Annotated in this window: 12 protein-coding genes; 3 read left to right on the top strand and 9 right to left on the bottom strand. The window is 61.8% G+C overall.

Annotated features, from left to right (window positions below; all coding sequences use genetic code 11):
- The first annotated feature begins 9 nt into the window (after window positions 1-9).
- From ACGLHT_RS27950 to ACGLHT_RS27960, 3 genes are read left to right on the top strand one after another with little or no spacing between them, the layout of a single operon-like run.
- Window positions 10-444 carry a DcrB-related protein gene (locus ACGLHT_RS27950; RefSeq protein WP_274121028.1) on the top strand — a complete coding sequence of 145 codons (435 nt, stop codon included), beginning with the start codon at window positions 10-12 and terminating at the stop codon, window positions 442-444.
- A 9-nt stretch (window positions 445-453) separates the two neighbouring features.
- Window positions 454-4,854, top strand: a complete 4,401-nt coding sequence (locus ACGLHT_RS27955) for an RHS repeat-associated core domain-containing protein (protein WP_137164687.1) — start codon at window positions 454-456, stop codon at window positions 4,852-4,854.
- A gap of 1 nt (window position 4,855) precedes the next feature.
- Complete coding sequence (locus ACGLHT_RS27960; RefSeq protein ID WP_274079084.1) at window positions 4,856-5,446, top strand: hypothetical protein; 591 nt, start codon at window positions 4,856-4,858, stop codon at window positions 5,444-5,446.
- A gap of 1 nt (window position 5,447) precedes the next feature.
- Here ACGLHT_RS27960 and ACGLHT_RS27965 read toward each other — a convergent pair whose 3' ends face one another.
- From ACGLHT_RS27965 to ACGLHT_RS28005, 9 genes are all read right to left on the bottom strand, one after another.
- The gene (locus tag ACGLHT_RS27965) at window positions 5,448-6,344 is read right to left on the bottom strand and encodes a LysR family transcriptional regulator (protein ID WP_075046102.1); all 897 of its coding nucleotides are present in this window, start codon (window positions 6,342-6,344) and stop codon (window positions 5,448-5,450) included.
- Between the two features lie 213 nt (window positions 6,345-6,557).
- Window positions 6,558-8,594 (bottom strand): pyridoxamine 5'-phosphate oxidase family protein, encoded by a 2,037-nt coding sequence (locus ACGLHT_RS27970; RefSeq protein WP_274121027.1) that lies wholly within the window; start codon window positions 8,592-8,594, stop codon window positions 6,558-6,560.
- 27 nt (window positions 8,595-8,621) lie between these two features.
- The gene (locus ACGLHT_RS27975; protein WP_137164689.1) at window positions 8,622-9,251 is read right to left on the bottom strand and encodes a glutathione S-transferase family protein; all 630 of its coding nucleotides are present in this window, start codon (window positions 9,249-9,251) and stop codon (window positions 8,622-8,624) included.
- Window positions 9,252-9,448: 197 nt separating this feature from the next.
- Window positions 9,449-10,000, bottom strand: coding sequence for a UPF0149 family protein (locus ACGLHT_RS27980; RefSeq protein ID WP_137164690.1), 552 nt, complete (start codon window positions 9,998-10,000; stop codon window positions 9,449-9,451).
- Window positions 10,001-10,091: 91 nt separating this feature from the next.
- Entirely contained in the window at window positions 10,092-11,081 is a 990-nt protein-coding gene (locus ACGLHT_RS27985) for an asparaginase (protein ID WP_137164691.1), read from the bottom strand.
- Window positions 11,078-12,232, bottom strand: coding sequence for a hypothetical protein (locus ACGLHT_RS27990; protein WP_274121026.1), 1,155 nt, complete (start codon window positions 12,230-12,232; stop codon window positions 11,078-11,080). Before ACGLHT_RS27990 ends, ACGLHT_RS27985 begins: the two co-directional genes overlap by 4 nt.
- A 10-nt stretch (window positions 12,233-12,242) precedes the next feature.
- Window positions 12,243-13,139, bottom strand: coding sequence for a nitrilase family protein (locus ACGLHT_RS27995; protein WP_025340334.1), 897 nt, complete (start codon window positions 13,137-13,139; stop codon window positions 12,243-12,245).
- Window positions 13,140-13,283: 144 nt separating this feature from the next.
- Window positions 13,284-15,221 carry an FAD-dependent oxidoreductase gene (locus tag ACGLHT_RS28000; protein ID WP_274121025.1) on the bottom strand — a complete coding sequence of 646 codons (1,938 nt, stop codon included), beginning with the start codon at window positions 15,219-15,221 and terminating at the stop codon, window positions 13,284-13,286.
- Window positions 15,222-15,365: 144 nt separating this feature from the next.
- A complete protein-coding gene (locus ACGLHT_RS28005; protein WP_394520746.1) occupies window positions 15,366-17,009 on the bottom strand; it encodes an acetolactate synthase large subunit in 1,644 nt (547 codons plus the stop codon).
- Window positions 17,010-17,434: the final 425 nt, after the last annotated feature.

Genomic DNA, 17,434 nt, shown 5'->3' on the forward strand with positions numbered 1-17,434 from the left:
AGACCTGTCATGAGTTATCGCGTCAACGAATTCCGCCTGGCCCTGCCCGATGCCGCCGTGCAGGACAGCAGTATCAACATCCTGCGCTTCGAGGCACTGGCCACCTCGCTGATCATCAGCCGCAGCCTGCTGGCCGAAGGCGAGACCTTGCAGAGCAATTTCGATGGCCAGTTGCAGCGCCTGCAGCAGCAGGTCAAGGACCTGCGCATGCAGCCCGCCCAGGCTGTGCAGGTAGGCGCCGGGCAGGCGATCGCCGCCATCGAGCTGACCAGCCAGTTCAGCAAGGGCCAGGAGAAGGTCTATCAGTACCAGCTGGCCCTGGTGCTGCCTGGCACGCGCAAGATGTTTGCCCTGAGCTACGTCAAGGCCAGCCCGCTGGGCGCGGCCGAAGCGGCGCACTGGGCAAGCATCAAGCAGTCGCTCAACTTCGACAGCCTGGGCTGATCGCGCACCATGTCCGACGCACTGTGGGCCGCCCGCGAAGGCGACGCGCTGATGCACACCTCGATGCTGGCCGACATCGTCGGGGGTGTGCTGGAAATCGCCGCCACGGTGGCCATCGGCGCCCTGGCCACTGCCGCAGTGGCGGCGGCATTCGGCCTGACCGTGGCCACTGGCGGCCTGGGCTGCTTCGTGCTGGGCGCGGTGGTCGGCCTGGTGGTCGGTGTGGTCATGGCCAAGACCGGAGCCGATACAGGCCTGAGCCGATTATGCGAGGGCATCGGCAATTTCCTGTTCCCGCCGTCGGTGCAGGCCAACATCATCAGTGGCTCGTCGAACACTCGCACCAACGGCAAGCGCGCGGCACGTGCTGCCGGCGTCGTCACCGGCCCGCCAGCACCGTTGGCGCAGGCCGGCGCCGAGGCTGGCGAGGCGAAGGAAGAAACCTTCCTCGACATGGCCAAGGGCTTCTTCTCGCAAATGTGGCGGCCGACCGTGGCCACGCCCGCCGCCAATACCTTGCCGGCACCGGACGACAAGGTACTTTGCAGCAAGCACCCGCCGATGCCACCGCAGTACCTGGCCGAGGGGTCCAGCAAGGTGCTGATCAATGGCCACCCGGCCTGCCGCAGCGGTGACCGCAGCACCTGCGAAGCGGTGATCGTCGATGGCGGCCTGGTGTCGAACAACGTGCGCATCGGCGGCGAGCCGATCGTGGTGCGCGAGATTCGCAGCGGCAAGACGCCGGGCATCGGCCTGGCAGTGACCGCGTTGATGCTGCTGCGCGGGCGTGGCGGCAAGTTCTACAGCAAGTTCGGCTGCATGCTGCTGGGTGGGGTGAGCAGTTTCGTCTCCGGGCAGGTTACCAATGCCATCGTTCAGGCAACGTCCGGCTCACCCAACCCGGTGCACGCGTCTACCGGGGCAAAGATCCTGTGCGGGCCCGACGAGCTGGATTTCAGCCTGCAGGCGCTGCTGCCCCTGGACTGGCAACGGCTCTACAACAGCCGCGACGAGCGCCGTGAAGGGCTGTTCGGCGCAGGTTGGAGCATCGAGTACGAGGTGTTCGTGCAACTGCACCTGGACGCCGATGGCAGCGAGCGCTTGTCGTTTACCGATGAACAGGCTCGGGTCATCGACATGGGCTACATTGCCCGCGCCGATGCCGTGTTCAGCGCCGGTGAAGGGTTGAGCGTACGCCGCTCGCAACAGGACGAAATCCTGATCGAGGATATCGACAAAGGGCTGTACCGCCTGTTCCAGCCCTCCCCTGGAAAACCAGGCCACTGGCGCCTGAGCGCTATGGGTGACCGCAACGACAACCGCATCTATCTGGACTATGACGAAAGCGGGCGCCTGATCCGGCTGCGCGACACGTTCGACCTTGTACAGGTCGAGTTGCACTATGCGCCACAGTGGCCACAACGGGTCGCCCGCCTGGAGCGTCGCCATGCCGAGGGCGACCTGCAGTTGCTGGTCAGTTACCAGTACGACGCCTGTGGCGACCTGGCGGCAGTGTACGACAGCCAGGGCAGGCTGCGCCGCCGCTTTGTCTACGACGAACAACGGCGCCTGGTCGAGCATGAGAACGCTGCTGGTCTGCGCTGCTTCTACGAATGGGCATTGACCGAAGACGACTGGCGGGTGGTGCATTACAGGAGCAGTGGCGGTGATGAGTACCAGTTCGAGTACGACATCCCTGCGCGCACGACCCGGATCACCGATGGCTTGCAACGTGTCAGCACGCGACGCTGGAATGCCCAGTACCAGATCACCGAATACATTGATGCAGTCGGCGCGACCTGGCGATTTGAATGGGACGACGAGCGTCAGTTGCTCGCAGCGGTCGATCCGATGGAAGGGCGCTGGCAATACTTTTACGATGCTTCGGGCAACCTGACCCAGACCGTCGACCCGCTGGGGCGCAGCGAATCGACGCAGTGGCTGGAGCATTGGTCGCTGCCGCGCTCGACGATGGACCCCGCCGGCAACAGCTGGCAGTACCGCTATGATCCGCGCGGCAACTGTATCGGCGAAACCGACCCGCAAGGTAACGTCACGCAGTACCGCTACGACCACCGTGGCCAGCCGACCGAGATCATCGACCCCGCAGGGCATTCGCGAACCCTGCGCTGGAGCGACCTGGGACTGCTTCTGCAGGAAACCGACTGCTCCGGCCACATCACACGCTATCGTTATGACCGCAACGGCCATTTGCTGTCAGTGACCGATGCGTTGAGCGAACGTACCGAGTTCGAGTACGACAGCGATGGCCTTCTGCTTGGCGTGACACGGCCAGACGGTACCCGTGAAGGTTATCGCTACGATGAGGCAGGAAGGCTGACGCAAGCGATCGACCCCGCTGGTGGTATCACCGCGTACCGCTTCGATGCCCGTGGTGTCCTGCTCCAGTCCATCGACCCGCAAGGACGCACGCTTGGCTACCAGGTCGACCCCTACGGTCGACTGCTGTCGCTGACCAACGAAAACGGCGAGCACTTTTACTTCCGGTGGGATGCTGCCAATCGCCTGGTCCGCGAGCAGTTTCTCGATGGAACCGCCAGGGAGTACCGTCACGACCCGTTGCACAATGTGGTGCAGGTGGCCTACACCCCGACGCCCGGTAACAGCTCGGTCGAGCCGATCGTCCACCGCCTGGAACGTGATGCCCTGGGTCGTCTGATTACCAAGACGACCGCGGATGGCGTTACCACCTATGGCTACGATGAGCTCGACAACCTTACCGAGGTTCATTTCGACGATGCTGCCGGCAACAGCGAAACCCTGCAATTGTGCTTTGACGCGCTGGGACAGCTGGTCGAGGAGCACAGTGGCAACGGCGTACTGCGCCATCGCTACGATGAGTTGGGCAACCTGTGCCGCACCCAGTTGTTCGATGGCCGCTGGATCAACCGCATGTACTACGGAAGCGGCCACCTGCACCAGATCAACCTGGACGGACATGTCATCAACGACTACGAACGCGATCGCCTGCACCGGGAAGTGCAGCGTACCCAGGGCGCGCTGCTCACACACCAGGAATATGACCGCAACGGACGTTTGCGCACCCGCAGATGCAGACCCGCCAGCCAACCCGTGCAATTACCCGCACCTTTCCAGCAGCGCTTCGAATACGACCCGCGCGATGACCTGAACCGGCGCGTGCGGCAGGTAGCCGGCCGGGTGCAGCATGACCAGATAATCCAGCTTGATGCTGGTGGGCGCCTGATGGGCAGTCATGACATTGCCAACGGCAATCATGAAACCTACCGCTACGATGCCGCCGGCAACCTGCTGGATGCCACGGCCAATGCGCCAGTTCTGCACGACAGGTTGCTGGCGTACCAGGACAAGCGCTACCGCTACGACGCCTTTGGCCGCCTGGTGGAAAAGCGCAGCAGCCGGCGCGGCATACAGCATTTCAGCTACGACGCAGAGCACCGCCTGGTAGAGGTACGCACTCGCCAGGCAGGGCGGGAACGCAGTGTACGCATGCGTTACGATCCGCTCGGGCGGCGGGTGGAAAAAAGCGAACATGATGGTGCCGGGCAGCTGCTCGGCCTGACGCGCTTTGCCTGGGACGGATTACGCCTGTTGCAGGAACAGCGCCATGGCCAGGTAAGCCTGTACCTGTACGAGGGTGACGGCTATGAGCCGCTGGCACGCATCGACGGCAGCGGGCCGAACCAGCAGGTGCTGCACTTCCATAATGACCTCGGGGGGCTCCCGGAGTGGCTGACCGATGAACAGGGACGCGTGGTATGGCAGGCCAGCTATCTGGGCTGGGGTTCTACCCTCGATGAGTCCCGCCAGGCCAGTTGCCTGCAGGAACAGAATCTGCGCTTCCAGGGGCAATACCTGGATCGGGAGACCGGGTTGCATTACAACACCTTCAGGTTCTATGACCCGGAGGTAGGCCGCTTTACTCAGCCTGACCCGATTGGCCTGTCTGGTGGTCACCAACTGTACCGGTATGCACCAAACCCGGTGACATGGGTCGATCCACTAGGTTGGCTGACCTTGACCGGTTATACCAAGGGCGGTATCAAGCGAACCACCGAAGCCTGGCGCAGCAGGCATGGTCCGGCGTCAATGCGTGACCACCACATGATCCCGCAAGAAATGTGGCGGGAAGACCGCGATTTCCGTAACCAGATGAAAGCTGCCGGAATTCGCAACCCCAAACGGTACATCGACCAGCAGATCTCGCGCATTCCGAATGCATTCCACGCCGACATTCACGCCAAAGGTTGGAACGAGGACTGGAAGAAGTGGTTCAACAACAACGCGAACTTCACCAAGAAGGACCTGCAAAAGCAGATCAAGGTGATGATGCGCCAATACAATGTGCCCAAGGCGACGAGGAACCATGTGCGTCGCTACGGCAAGAATGGCAAGGGCTGCGGAGGCTGACATGAACATCTATCACTTGGACAACGCGCCGACTCCCTGGGGAGACTGGGGCGCGGTACTGCTCCAGGGCATGATCGCCTGGGACGAAGATACCGATGTAGACAGCATCAAGCGGGCCGGCCCGTACACCCCGGCCGCCTACATACGTTCGGGTTCGCTGGTGCTCACCCAGCCGGTCAAGGAAGCACTGGAAAAAAGCGGCCTGAAGGGGATCGGGCGGTACGAGCACCTGGAGAAGACCCATATCGTTCACATCGACTGGCTGCACTGGGATACCAGCAAGCCCATTACCGATTACCTCGATCTGGAAGGCGGGCCGAGCTCGATCATCGACTCCCTGCCGCATGACCCTGGGCTTGCCAAGCGCATGCCGGAGTACTGGCAGGCATTCGTAGTGGGCAAGCTCAACCTGCTCAAGGACCCACAGCATGAACCTGCCGACCTCGGCCAGTATCTCAAGGTGCTCAAGGCCGACGAGCAAGCCGATTTCTTCAAAGGGGACGTCTATCGTGGGTACTTCCTGAGCGAACGAGCCAAGCAGTGGCTGGAACAGCAGTGCCCAGGTTGCTTTACATTCACCCTGCTCGGTTGAATCAGTCCAGCTGCCGAGCCCTCAGCGCCTGCGCCAGCATGTCAATGAAGGCGCGGACCTTGGCCGAACCGTACTTGCTCTCCCGGTGCAGTATATGGATTGGCCACGGCGCCTCTTCGTATTCGGCAAGGATCACCTGCAACTGCCCACTGGCCACCTCATCCGCGACCTGATACGACAGCAGGCGGGCAATCCCCAGTCCGCCACTGGCAGCGGCGATTGCCCCGTCATTGCTGGTCACCGTCAAGCGAGGCTTCATGCGCACCAGCGTCGGCTCATCGGTTACTCCGAAACGCCAGCCGGCTCGCGGCGACAGGTTGGTGGTGCCGATCACCGCATGCTCCGCCAGGTCGGACGGGTGCTTCGGCACGCCGTGGCGCGCCAGGTACTCGGGAGAGGCGCACAGCATGCGCCGGACCCTGCCCACCCGCAGTGCTTTGAGCCCGGAGTCGGGCAAGGGGCCGATACGAACGGCCACGTCCATGCCCTCCTCGACCATGTTGACGATGCGGTCGAGGAAGTAGGCGGAAACGTCAACCTCGGGGTACTGCTGCAGGTAGTGGACGATGCACGGCATGACGAACTTCTTGCCGAACAGGATGGGTGCAGTGACGGCCAGGTCACCCTTGGGTGTGGCGTTGATGCCGGCGGCGGCTTCGTTGGCCTCGTGGATGCTGGCGAGGATATGCCGGGTGTCTTCCAGGTAGCGGCCACCGGCTTCGGTCAGGCGTACGCTACGGGTGGTGCGCAGCAGCAGCTTGACCCCCAGCTGATCCTCCAGGGCGCTGACGGCACGGGTGACCGCGGCTGGGGAGATGTCCAGGCGGCGGGCAGCAGCGGCGAAGCTTTCCAGCTCGCCTACGGCGACGAACACCTTCATCAGGTGGATCTGGTCCATGCGGGCTCCTGGGGCTATGAAGTGCCGGGATTATCTTTCATCTGAGCGTTTTGTGTTGCCTCTGTCCCGTACGCGGTCCCTTGTAGGAGCGGCCTTGTGTCGCGAAAGGGCTGCACAGCAGCCCCAGCAATTGATGCTTCACTACTGAAATCCTGGGGCCGCGCTGCGGCCCTTTCGCGACACAAGGCCGCTCCTACAGGGGACCGCGCACGATCAGATATCCAGCACCAACGCCTGCGCCCCCTCCTCCGGCCGGGCCGGCACGGCACAACAGATCAGCACCGACCCCGCCTCCGGCAACTCGGCCGGCGGGTTCGGGTAATGTACCTGACCACTGACCAAGCGGGTCTTGCAAGTACCACACGACCCACCTCGACAACTGAACTCCGGCGACAATCCGCGAGCCTCGGCCAGCTCCAGCAGCGTCCCGCCACCCGGCGCCCAGCGCGCCTCCTTGGCTGAAGCCGCAAAGTACACCGGTACCGGCTCGCTGGCCGCAGGTGGCTGTTGCAGGGTGGGCTGGTCATCGTCGGTGTGCCGCCGGAGCGTCGACGGGCCAAAGGCTTCGGCATGGATCCGCGCATCAGGCACATGCACCCCGCGCAGCCCTTCATACAGGTCCTGGGTAAAACTGCCCGGGCCGCACAGATAGAAATCGTAGTCGTCCAGCGCCAGCGTGGCCTTGACCTGTTCGATACCCAGCCGACCGGCAAACTCGTAATCACGCCCCGCCAGCGCATGCGTTTCCGGCTGGCTCAGGGCGCGGTGCACGTGCAGCAGGCCGCCGGCCTGTTGCCGCAAGCTTGCCAGCTCCTCACGGAACGGCAGGTCGGCCAGGCTGCGCGCCCCATGGAACAGATGAATGCGCCGTGCCTGCCCCTTGCTCAACTGCTCGCGCAGCATGGCCAGTAACGGCGTGATACCCACACCCGCGCCAATCAGCACCAGCGGCCGTGTGCTCTGCTGGTCCAGCGTGAAGCTGCCCATCGGTGGGCGCACGTTCAGCACATCGCCTGCCACGACGCGCTCATGCAGGTGCCGCGAGGCCGGGCCCTGGGCTTTGACGCTGATGCGCAGGTAACCGTCGGAAGGCGCGCTGGAAAGGCTGTAGGTGCGGATCAGCGCCGCCTCACCGTCGAGCTGGACTTGCACCGGAACATGCTGCCCCGGCGCAAAGGCCATCGCACTGCCAGCAGGAGGCTCAAGGTAGAACGAGCGGATATCACGGCTTTCCTGCTCCACCCGCAGCACACGCCAGGCCTGCCATTGGCGCTGCCGCTGACGTTGCTGCAGGCGTATGTCGGCCTCGGCCCAGGTGCCGGTCATCAGGCTGGTCGGCGCGTACTCCTTGAAAGCCCAACGCAGGGAAACGGCAGCCGGGCGCCACACCACCTGCTCGACCTCCAGCGTCCACAAGCGCTCGGCACCTTCGAACGCCTGGATGGCGGGGCTGTCCAGCAGCAACTCGGCATGCCCGTATAGCTGCAACACGTTGCCGTTGCTGAAATCGATGAACAGCAACCCTGCTTGCGGGTTCACCAGCAGGTTGCCCAAGGTGTTGAAGTGCAGGTTGCCAGCATAGTCGGGAATGGTCAGACGGTTGCCTTCGACCTTGACGAACCCGGGCCGCCCGCCACGGTGGGAGACATCCACCGAGCGCTGGCCATCGCCATGCTCGACATAGCTGGCGACAAAAAAGGTGTCGGCTGCCTGGATCATGCTGACAGCCGAGGCATCGAGTGTCGTCGCATCGACACGCCCTTGGGCGGGTTCCGCGACGCGGGTGTAGTCACGCAACTGGATGTACTGCGGGCAGTTGCCGAACGACTGCTCCACAGTCACCTGCAGTTGCCCGTCGCCGGCCTGGTAGATCTGGCCGTTGAGGCGGTTGCGCCGGCGGGTGTGCAGTTCGATCCCCAGCAGGCCGACCGCCTGCCCGGCAGCCAGCCCCGGGGTAGCGGGATCGTCTGCTGGCAGTTGAGTGTCGATCGTCAGCTGGCGCGGGTCCGGCGAGCTGACGAAACCTTCCGGCCCTTCCAACAGCGTTGCCCAAGGCCGCCCCAGTGCGTCCACGCTGGCGGCGACCATGAACGGCAACTGGTGATAGAAAACACGATGCTGGTCGGGCATGTAGTCACGAATGACCTTCTGCCCGAACGCCTCCATGCGCTCCGCGACACCGGCTTTTTCCTGCAGGGTCTTCTCCCCCGCATGCCAGGGCGAGGAGTGGTGGTCCGGGTTCTGTTGCATGGCGGCGTTCCTCGCAGTGGCGGGATGTCAGGCGCTGGTCTGCAGGCCGATCACGGTGCGTGGCATGGGCACGAAGCCCGGCAGCGCCTCGATCCGCGCCAGCCAGCTGCGCACGTTGGCATAGGGCTCCAGCGACACATTGCCCTCCGGTGCGTGAGCGATGTAGGAGTAGTTGGCGATATCGGCGATGGTGGGCGTGCTACCGACCAGGAAGGGCGTTTTGGCCAGCTCGGCGTCGATCACCTTCAGCAGGGTATGGGCGCGGGTAATCACTTCGTCGGTGTTGAACGAGGCACCGAACACCGTGACCAGACGCGCGGCAGCAGGGCCGAAGGCCAACGGGCCGGCAGCGACCGACAGCCAGCGCTGGACGCGAGCGGCGGCAGCGGGTTCCTCAGGGAGCCAGGTGCCGTTGTCGTACTTCTTGGCCAGGTACACCAGAATGGCGTTGGAGTCGGCGACCACCGTGCCGTTGTCGTCGATGACCGGGACCTGGCCGAACGGGTTGAGGGCCAGGAAGTCCGGCTGCTTGTGCGCGCCTTTGGCCAGGTCGACGAACACCAGCTCGGTGGGCAGGTTCAGCAGCGAAAGCATCAGCTCGATGCGATGGGCGTGGCCGGACTTGGGGAAGTTGTAAAGCTTGATCGGGTTCGACATGGGCTTGGCTCCTGATCAGCACCGGGGTGGGCTGGTGGAGCACATGCTGCACCGGTTCGGCTGGCAGCAGAATCCGTGTGGCGGGGAAACCATAATTTCGCGGGGCGAAACAATGGAGATATCCAGATCCGCGTATCCCCTGTGTAGGAGCGGCCCTATCGCGACACAAGGCCGCTCCTACAAAGGCAGGTGCAAGATCAGTGCAGCTTGTTGAAATACCGGAACAACCCGCGCGCAGCCTCGATCACCTGTGGCACACAAGCCTGGATGTCCGCTTCGCTCATCTGGTCCAGCAACTCGAAGTTGTCCTCGAGCCCATGCAGCGAAATGGCCTTGAGCAGTTGGTCCTGCTCCGGCGGCAGCTCGGCCCAACCAGCGACCTGAGTGCCGCGCATGTAACCAAAGCACCACTCCTCCATGATGATCACACTGCCCTCTTCGCCTTCGCTTTCTTCGAACAGCGGCTCAAAGTGGTCGACATCGTCGCCCAACTCCTCCGCCACCTGGCTGGCATAACGCAGCATCAATGCCGTATACGCCTCTTCATGTGCCGGTTTCTTGAATTTCGGCACCTTGCCACCAGCCACCGCGGGCAGCCACTGTTCCGGGGTGACAGTGGTAGGTGAGCTGGCCAGTGCAGTGAAAAAGCCATTGAGCTCGGCCAGGTTGAGTACCGAGTAGTCATTGCCGTAGGTGATCAGCAGGTCTTCGAGGCGGTCGAGTTCTTTTTCGCTGAGTGCGGGGAGCATGGGTGAACATCCTGGGAAGCAAAAGTGTGTGCACCCTAGCACAGCAACGCCCGAAGGGCTGCCCGCGCTTACAGCTTTGCGGGCAGATTGCTTAACGTGGCAACCAGCCATGCAGCTGCTGCTGCCTGCCAATACCGATCAACAGCCATAGCAGAATGCGACACTTGCGCGGACACAACTGCCCCGCCATGTGTACCCCCTTGCTCTGCAGATCGATCTCGGCACCGGCAAATCCGTAAGAGGCCGTGGCTGTTGGGCCACTGCCTGTGCGGGTAGCAACAATCACCGGCAAGGTGGGCGTGAGATGACCAAGCACTTCGGACCAGCTACCGGAAACGTGGCCTGCACCAAAACCGGCGATGACCAGCCCCTCGTAGCCCAGTGTCGCTGTAGCCTTCAACAACGCCGTATCTGCGTCCAGGCACGCTTCCAGCATTGCAACCCGATGCTCGGTGCGATGCGGTAACGGCAGCACCTCCCGTGGGCCAGGCGGCTGACGATACATCACGGTACCTTCCACAACATCACCCAGCGCTCCGTACCCGGGTGATTCAAATGCAGCCATTGCAAGGCTTGCCGTCTTGCGAACCCTTGCAGCACAGTGAACCTGATCATTCATCAGCACCAGAACGCCGCGCCCACGGCTGCCCGGCGCCAGTGCAACCTGCGCCGCAGCCAGCAGGTTGGCCGGGCCGTCGTTGCCCGGCTGGCTGGCCGCGCGCATGGCACCGGTCATTACCAATGGCGCATCGAACGGCCAGAGCAGATCGAGGAAATACGCCGTTTCCTCGAGGCTGTCGGTACCTTGGGTCAGTATCACCGCGTGTGCTCCGCGAGCCACCTCGCCCCGGGCCCAGGCCAGCACCTCGAGCATCGCCGCAAAGCCCAGCGAGGCACTGGGGAGCAGACCCAGAGTGGCAGCTTCAAGCTGGGCCATCTCACGCAGTTGTGGCAACTCGGCCAGTTGCTCAGCGCAGTCAAGCTTGGGCATCACCCCGCATTCGCTTGCACTTGCCCGCATGCTCACCGTCCCTCCCAGGCTGGCGATCGACAACCTGGGCAGGTTTGCATGCGCTTTCATACGCCACCTCCAGCAAGCAGCCCGACCAGCGGAACGATCGCCAGTGTGCTGATGGCCATCGACACTACATTGCCGATGTAACCATGCATGTAGGCCGGCAAGCGCTGAGTGATGGCCACCGCCAACGGTGGCGCTACCAGCGCGCCAAGCACTGCACTGGCTACGACCACTTGCCAGCCTCCACCGTGGGTGAGCACAGCGGCAGGTACGATAGAGACGATGGGAATGTAAGTGGGGTACCAGCCTCGCGCCTGCCATTGGCGACGCCATAGCACGACTCCCACCAGTGATGCCAGCGCCTGCCCGGCAACCATCGGTATCAGCAGCAGCGAACCGTAGACTGGCGCAGCGGGGGCCAGCATGTATGCCAGGAACACCCCCAACAGCAGCCCGAGGCTGGCCAGTTCATTACCAAAGAACGGCGCTTCGCTGAAATCGGCCAGTACGCGCCGCAAGGTCCAGGCCACACCGTAATCGGGTTGGGCCGCAACGGGTTCAGGTGCGGCGGGCGGTTGGCTGGGCCGTACCCATGATGGAAAGCGCCGGCACAGCATGAACGCCACCACGCTTGCCAGTGCCATGCCACTTACGTTGCCGACTACCACCGGCAACTGCAGGGGGTAGCACAGGTAATTGACCATGAACAGGCTGGCTGGCGTTACCAACAGCGCTCCCAGCATTGCGCCGCTGATGGTCACCTGCCAACCCGCACCAAAAAACAGCACCATGGCTGCTGGCAACGATACGAAAGCAACGAAGGTTGGTTGCCAGGTGCCACTTGCCAAGGTCCATCCCCACAACGCGTGACTGACCAACAAACCCAGCAGCGAACTGGTGAATACCCACGGCCATAATCCGCTGCCGTAGCAGATGGCAAAGCCGTGCCAGCGATACCCATGCACATGGGCCCAGTGCGCCAGGCAAGCTCCCAGTAGCAAGCCCAAGGCGGGCAACTCATGCTTGTAGAAGGCCACTTCGCTGATATCACCAACTATCCAACGCAGGCGGCTTAACGGCTGATCGAGCGTCGCGGCCAGTTGCGTGTAGTCCGGCCATTGGCCCTGTACGAGGCTGGCAGCCAGGAGCACCAGCAGGCAGGCAAGGATCAACACCGACGAACGCTGCCGGTTGGGGAAGAGTAGCGTTTTCATGTGCAACTCCTCAGCGGGGCATAGGTGCATGAAGGCGATAGCCAAGCGTCGCATCGTAAAGGTCGGTGCGCCTGTCTCGCGGCAGGTCGTTAAGGCTGTTCCAGATCGGCGCCGAGCGGGCGCTGCTGAGGTCGACATCGGCGTAGAGAATGCCCTCCTCCTCTGCACTGGCCACCTCGCCGATGGGCCAGCCATTGGTACCGGCAATCAGTGAACAGCCCAGGAAGCGACCGCCCCGCTCGCTACCTATGCGATTGGCGGCAGCAATGTAGACGTTGTTGGTGTGTGCCGCCGTCATGGTCAGGTAGGACGCCATGCAGCGCCCTGATTCATCGAACAGTGGTGGTGGCGTCCATACCCAGTTGTTCAGGCTGCAGATGATGTCGGCGCCTTGCGCAGCCATCAGCCGCGGTACTTCCGGGAACCAGATATCCCAGCAGATCAGCAGGCCTATACGACCGATCGGTGTCTCGAACACTGGGAAACCCAGGTCGCCAGGGGTGAACCAGAGCTTTTCCTGGTTCCACAGGTGCGCCTTGCGGTAATGCCCGAGCAAGCCTTGCGGACCGAACAGTACGGCACTGTCGAAAAGTTTCAGTCCCTCGCGTTCGGCAAAACCCGCCGCCAGATATACCTGGTACTCCTTGGCGAAATCCGCCCAGGCTTTCAGGCTTCGCCCATCCTCCAGCGTTTCGGCGTGGGCATAGGCCTCTGCACGCGTGTGGAAGGTGTAGCCGGTGTTGGCCAGCTCGGGTAGCACGATCAGGTTGGCGCCTTCACGCGCCGCGCACCGGGCCAATGCCAGGCCCTTGCTCAGGTTGCCATCGCAATGCTCCAGCCCGACCTGAGGGTCGTACTGGATGACAGCGATACGTACGGGGCTGACGGGCGTGCAGTGATCAGACATGGCGGCTTCCTTTTATGGTTGTTGTGGAAGGGCGCCAGTAAAGCGGGGTTGGGCGGGGGAATGACAGTCGGGGAGTTCCTATGGGATCGAAGGACAAGAGAAGTGTGCCAGTAGGAAATTTCCCACAAAAACTCCCGGATGCAGCTATTTCCCAGCTTGATAATGTGGGTAGTGGTTCAGGGTAAAGCCACCATTGAACGAAGCCGATGTTCTGTTGCACAGGTTGATGACCACATCAAGCGCCGTGCGTAAACACGGCTCGGTCCAGCCGGCGTCAACAGAGAAGGACTCTCCAGCCAGATACAACCCTGAACTGGCACTCAGATCACGGTTGTACTTCATCAGGCTCACTGCATCGTAATAGGTCCCAGCCCGATACAACTTTGCGCAGCCAAGCGCGTTTCGATCAGTCATCCAACGCTGTATGCGAATGTTTCGGGTATCGATGTAAGGCGATATGGGTTCAGCCACGTTGCTGCAGCGAAGGAGGATCCGATCGAGTTCCTTCACGCACTTGTCGCCCAGTTCTTCATCTGAGAACGCGGCCAGTTTCGTTGCATCGTCTTCCCAGGTGTAACTGAGCAAGATGCAGTCATCAGCGTAATGGTCGTTGTAGCGGTAGGCATAGACATCGTGAACGAAACTGTCAGTGACCAGGATTTGCGGAAAAGCTGGGTTGCGGTCCAGGAAGCTCTTCTTCAGCGGGGCATAGACCTTGCAGCTTGTCTCCCAATGAGCATGCTTCCAGGCGTCCATGATCGTCTGCGGCAATATCTGACGGCTGAAACCGTCGAGGCGGATGTTGGTTTCGATCAGCCAGGAAGGGATGGTCAAGATCACGCTGTCGAAGTCTTCGGATTGGAAGTTCCCCTGCACCGGATCACTGCAATGCCAACGGTATCCGACCCGTACGCGACCATCCTCCAGCTTTTGTAGGGAACAGACCGAAGTGTCGGTCAGTAACCCATCATCTCGTTGCAGCAGGTGGTCATACAGCGAGGAACCGCCCATCCCGACGTCCAGAAACATGAGGCTTTCGTCCATCGCCGCAAGCCCGATATAGGCTGGCCCCTGAAACATCAATCCTTTACTGTCAGGGACGCTGCTGGCTTCAAGATGGGGCGCAGCGTAAGGCACACCGTCCTGGTCAACACGCCCATGCACCAACTGCAAGTGACTGCTGAAGCCAAAGATTGCTGTACGCAGCGGGTAAAGGCAGCAGACGTCATAAAACGCTCCCCAGCTACCATCTCCAATACCGATTGCATAGAAGATGGCCGACTCGTCGCCACTCATGCCTAGCCCGCCAAAATCACCAGGGTTTGCAGGGTCCCAAGCCGTAACAGCGGATAAATGCACCAGATCTCTAAACGATAATCGATGATAGCGCTCGACGATCGCCGACCACATCGACTCCCAACCATAAGTGCCATAAACCGCAGCAATACGCTCGGCGAACTGCTCCGCAAAATGGCGCCATTTATCGTAGACCTGCTGAAGCATCGCAGTGGGTGGTGGTGTCTTTCCTTCGGGATTGCGCCAGATCAACAGCGCAGGGTCTCTGTCACCCGCTAATTGCCCGTCACGAAGATATATTCCAGTGGCATTCACCCAAGGTGTCCCGGGATTTGGAAAATCGGAAATTCGTAGCTCGAACAGCTTGGCGTAATAGGCCATAAGCGAACGCCCATCTTTTGGGGGCTCACCAGTCCTGTTGAAGAACGGCATGCGCATGGCCCCCATTTCAAAAGGGGTTACAGGCTGCTTGTGATTTCCTGCGTTATTCACCAGCGTAAGGTGACGCCCACCCACACGTCGGGACTGCTCGATCAAGGTGATACGGGTAAAGCCGCAACGTAGCAATTCTCGGGCTGCAGTTAGCCCGGTAACACCAGCACCGACAATACAGATCCGGTGATCCGGCTGAGTGGCGTATGCAACTCCGCCCTCTTGTTCGAGTAGACGGCGATAATCAAAGCAAAGATCAGGAGGGTTAGGGTAACGCGCAGCCCACGGCTTTACGGACAGGGATGGCTCGATAGCCAGATCAGCAGGATGGTTGTGTGTTGAGCCGATGGTCATGGTCTCGTGTTCTCAATGAGTTGGGAACATGAGAATGATCAGTCAAGAGATGCGTGAGGAGGTTGTTAATTAGCACCAACCGGCCACCACAGGATCGTGAGAGATCTATGGTGGCCGGGTTGATGTCAATAAAGCCGTTACGCCTTACACCGCCAGCGCGCGCTCACGCAGCTCGCTGTTGAGGATGCGGTCGTTCTCGCTGTAATCGACCGGGCAGTCGATCACGTGCACGCCCGGGGTCTTGATGCAGTGCTCGAGCAGCGGCAGCAGGCCTTCGGCGCTTTCCACGCGGTGGCCGTTGGCACCGTAGGCTTCGGCGTACTTGACGAAGTCCGGGTTGCCGTAGTCCAGGCCGAAATCGGTGAAGCCCATGTTCGCCTGCTTCCAGCGGATCATGCCGTAGCCGTCGTCACGCAGGATCACCACGGTGATGTGCATGCCCAGGCGTACTGCAGTTTCCAGCTCCTGGCTGTTCATCATGAAGCCGCCGTCGCCGCAAACCGAGATCACCGGGCGGTCCGGGTGCACCAGGTGCGCAGCCATGGCCGATGGCAGGCCGGCGCCCATGGTCGCCAGGGCGTTGTCCAGCAGTACGGTGTTCGGCTTGTGCGCCTTGTAGTTGCGGGCGAACCAGATCTTGTAGATGCCGTTGTCCAGGGCAACGATGCCTTCGGACGGCAGCACGCGACGGATGTCGGCCACAAGGCGCTGCGGATAGACCGGGAAACGGTCGTCGTCGGCGCCTTCGGCGATCTGCGCTTCGTTGGCTTCACGGATCGCCATCAGGCGGGTGAAGTCCCAGTGTGTGGTGTCGGTCAGCGCTTCGCTGATCTGCCATACGGCGTTGGCGATGTCGCCGATCACTTCCACCTGCGGGAAGTACACGGCATCGACTTCGGCGGAGCGGAAGTTGATGTGGATGACCTCGGTGCCCCCACGGACCATGAAGAACGGCGGCTTCTCGATCACGTCGTGGCCGATGTTGACGATCAGGTCGGCGGCTTCGACGGCGCGGTGCACGAAGTCACCCGACGACAGCGCAGCGTTGCCCAGGAAGCGCGGGTGACGCTCGTCGACCACACCTTTGCCCATCTGGGTGGTGATGAACGGGATGCCGGTCTTGTCGATCAGCTGCTTGAGGACCTTGGCGGTCATCTTGCGGTTGGCGCCGGCGCCGATCACCAGGATCGGGCTGCGGGCTTTCTGCAGTTTTTCCACGGCGGCTTCGATGGCCTTGTGCTCGGCCAGCGGGCGGCGGCTCAGGCTAGGCGGAATCGGCAGGCTTTCGGTCTGCTCGGCGGCGATGTCTTCAGGCAGCTCCAGGTGCACCGCACCCGGCTTCTCTTCTTCGGCCAGGCGGAAGGCTTCGCGCATACGGGCCGGGATGTTGTCGGCGGAGGCGAACTGGTGGGTGTACTTGGTGATGGGGTCCATCATGCCGCACACGTCGATGATCTGGAAACGGCCCTGTTTGGACTTCTTGATCGGCTTCTGGCCGGTGATCATCATCATCGGCATACCGCCCAGGTAGGCATAGGCGCTGGCGGTGACCAGGTTGGTGGCGCCAGGGCCGAGGGTCGACAGGCTGACGCCGGTCTTGCCGGTCAGGCGGCCGTAGGTGGCGGCCATGAACCCTGCGGACTGCTCATGACGGGTCAGTACCAGCTTGATCTTCGACTTGCGCAAGGATTCGAGCAGATCGAGGTTTTCTTCACCGGGAATACCGAATACATACTCGACACCTTCGTTTTCCAGGCATTGCACAACGACATCGGCGGCCTTGGCCATCTTGCTTGCTACCTCAAGTGATGGGACGGTGGAAGTCCGGAAATGCGCAGCACGGTACGCTGGCATCGCTCAGCCCGGGGCCAGGAATGCCCCGAACCAAAGTCTTGACGTAGGGTGGGCGCGGGAAAGTCACGTGAATGTGACGGGAATATTGTCGCAGCCTGGGTATTGCGCGCTCAGAGTGGGAGTTGTGGGAGCGGGCGAGTCGAGGCGTCGAACCGCCGCGAAACAGGCGACGCGGTGGATGGCACCGGCTATGCCGGTGTTCGCGGGTGAACCCGCTCCCACAGAGAAGGGTTGTGCAGGTCTGGGGTTTAGGCCAGAAAGACAAAACCCCTACCTGCATGCGCAGATAGGGGTTTTGCGAAATGAATCTTGACGATGACCTACTCTCACATGGGGAAACCCCACACTACCATCGGCGA

The organism is Pseudomonas sp. PsB (assembly GCF_043658375.1).
GTDB lineage: Bacteria > Pseudomonadota > Gammaproteobacteria > Pseudomonadales > Pseudomonadaceae > Aquipseudomonas > Aquipseudomonas putida_Z.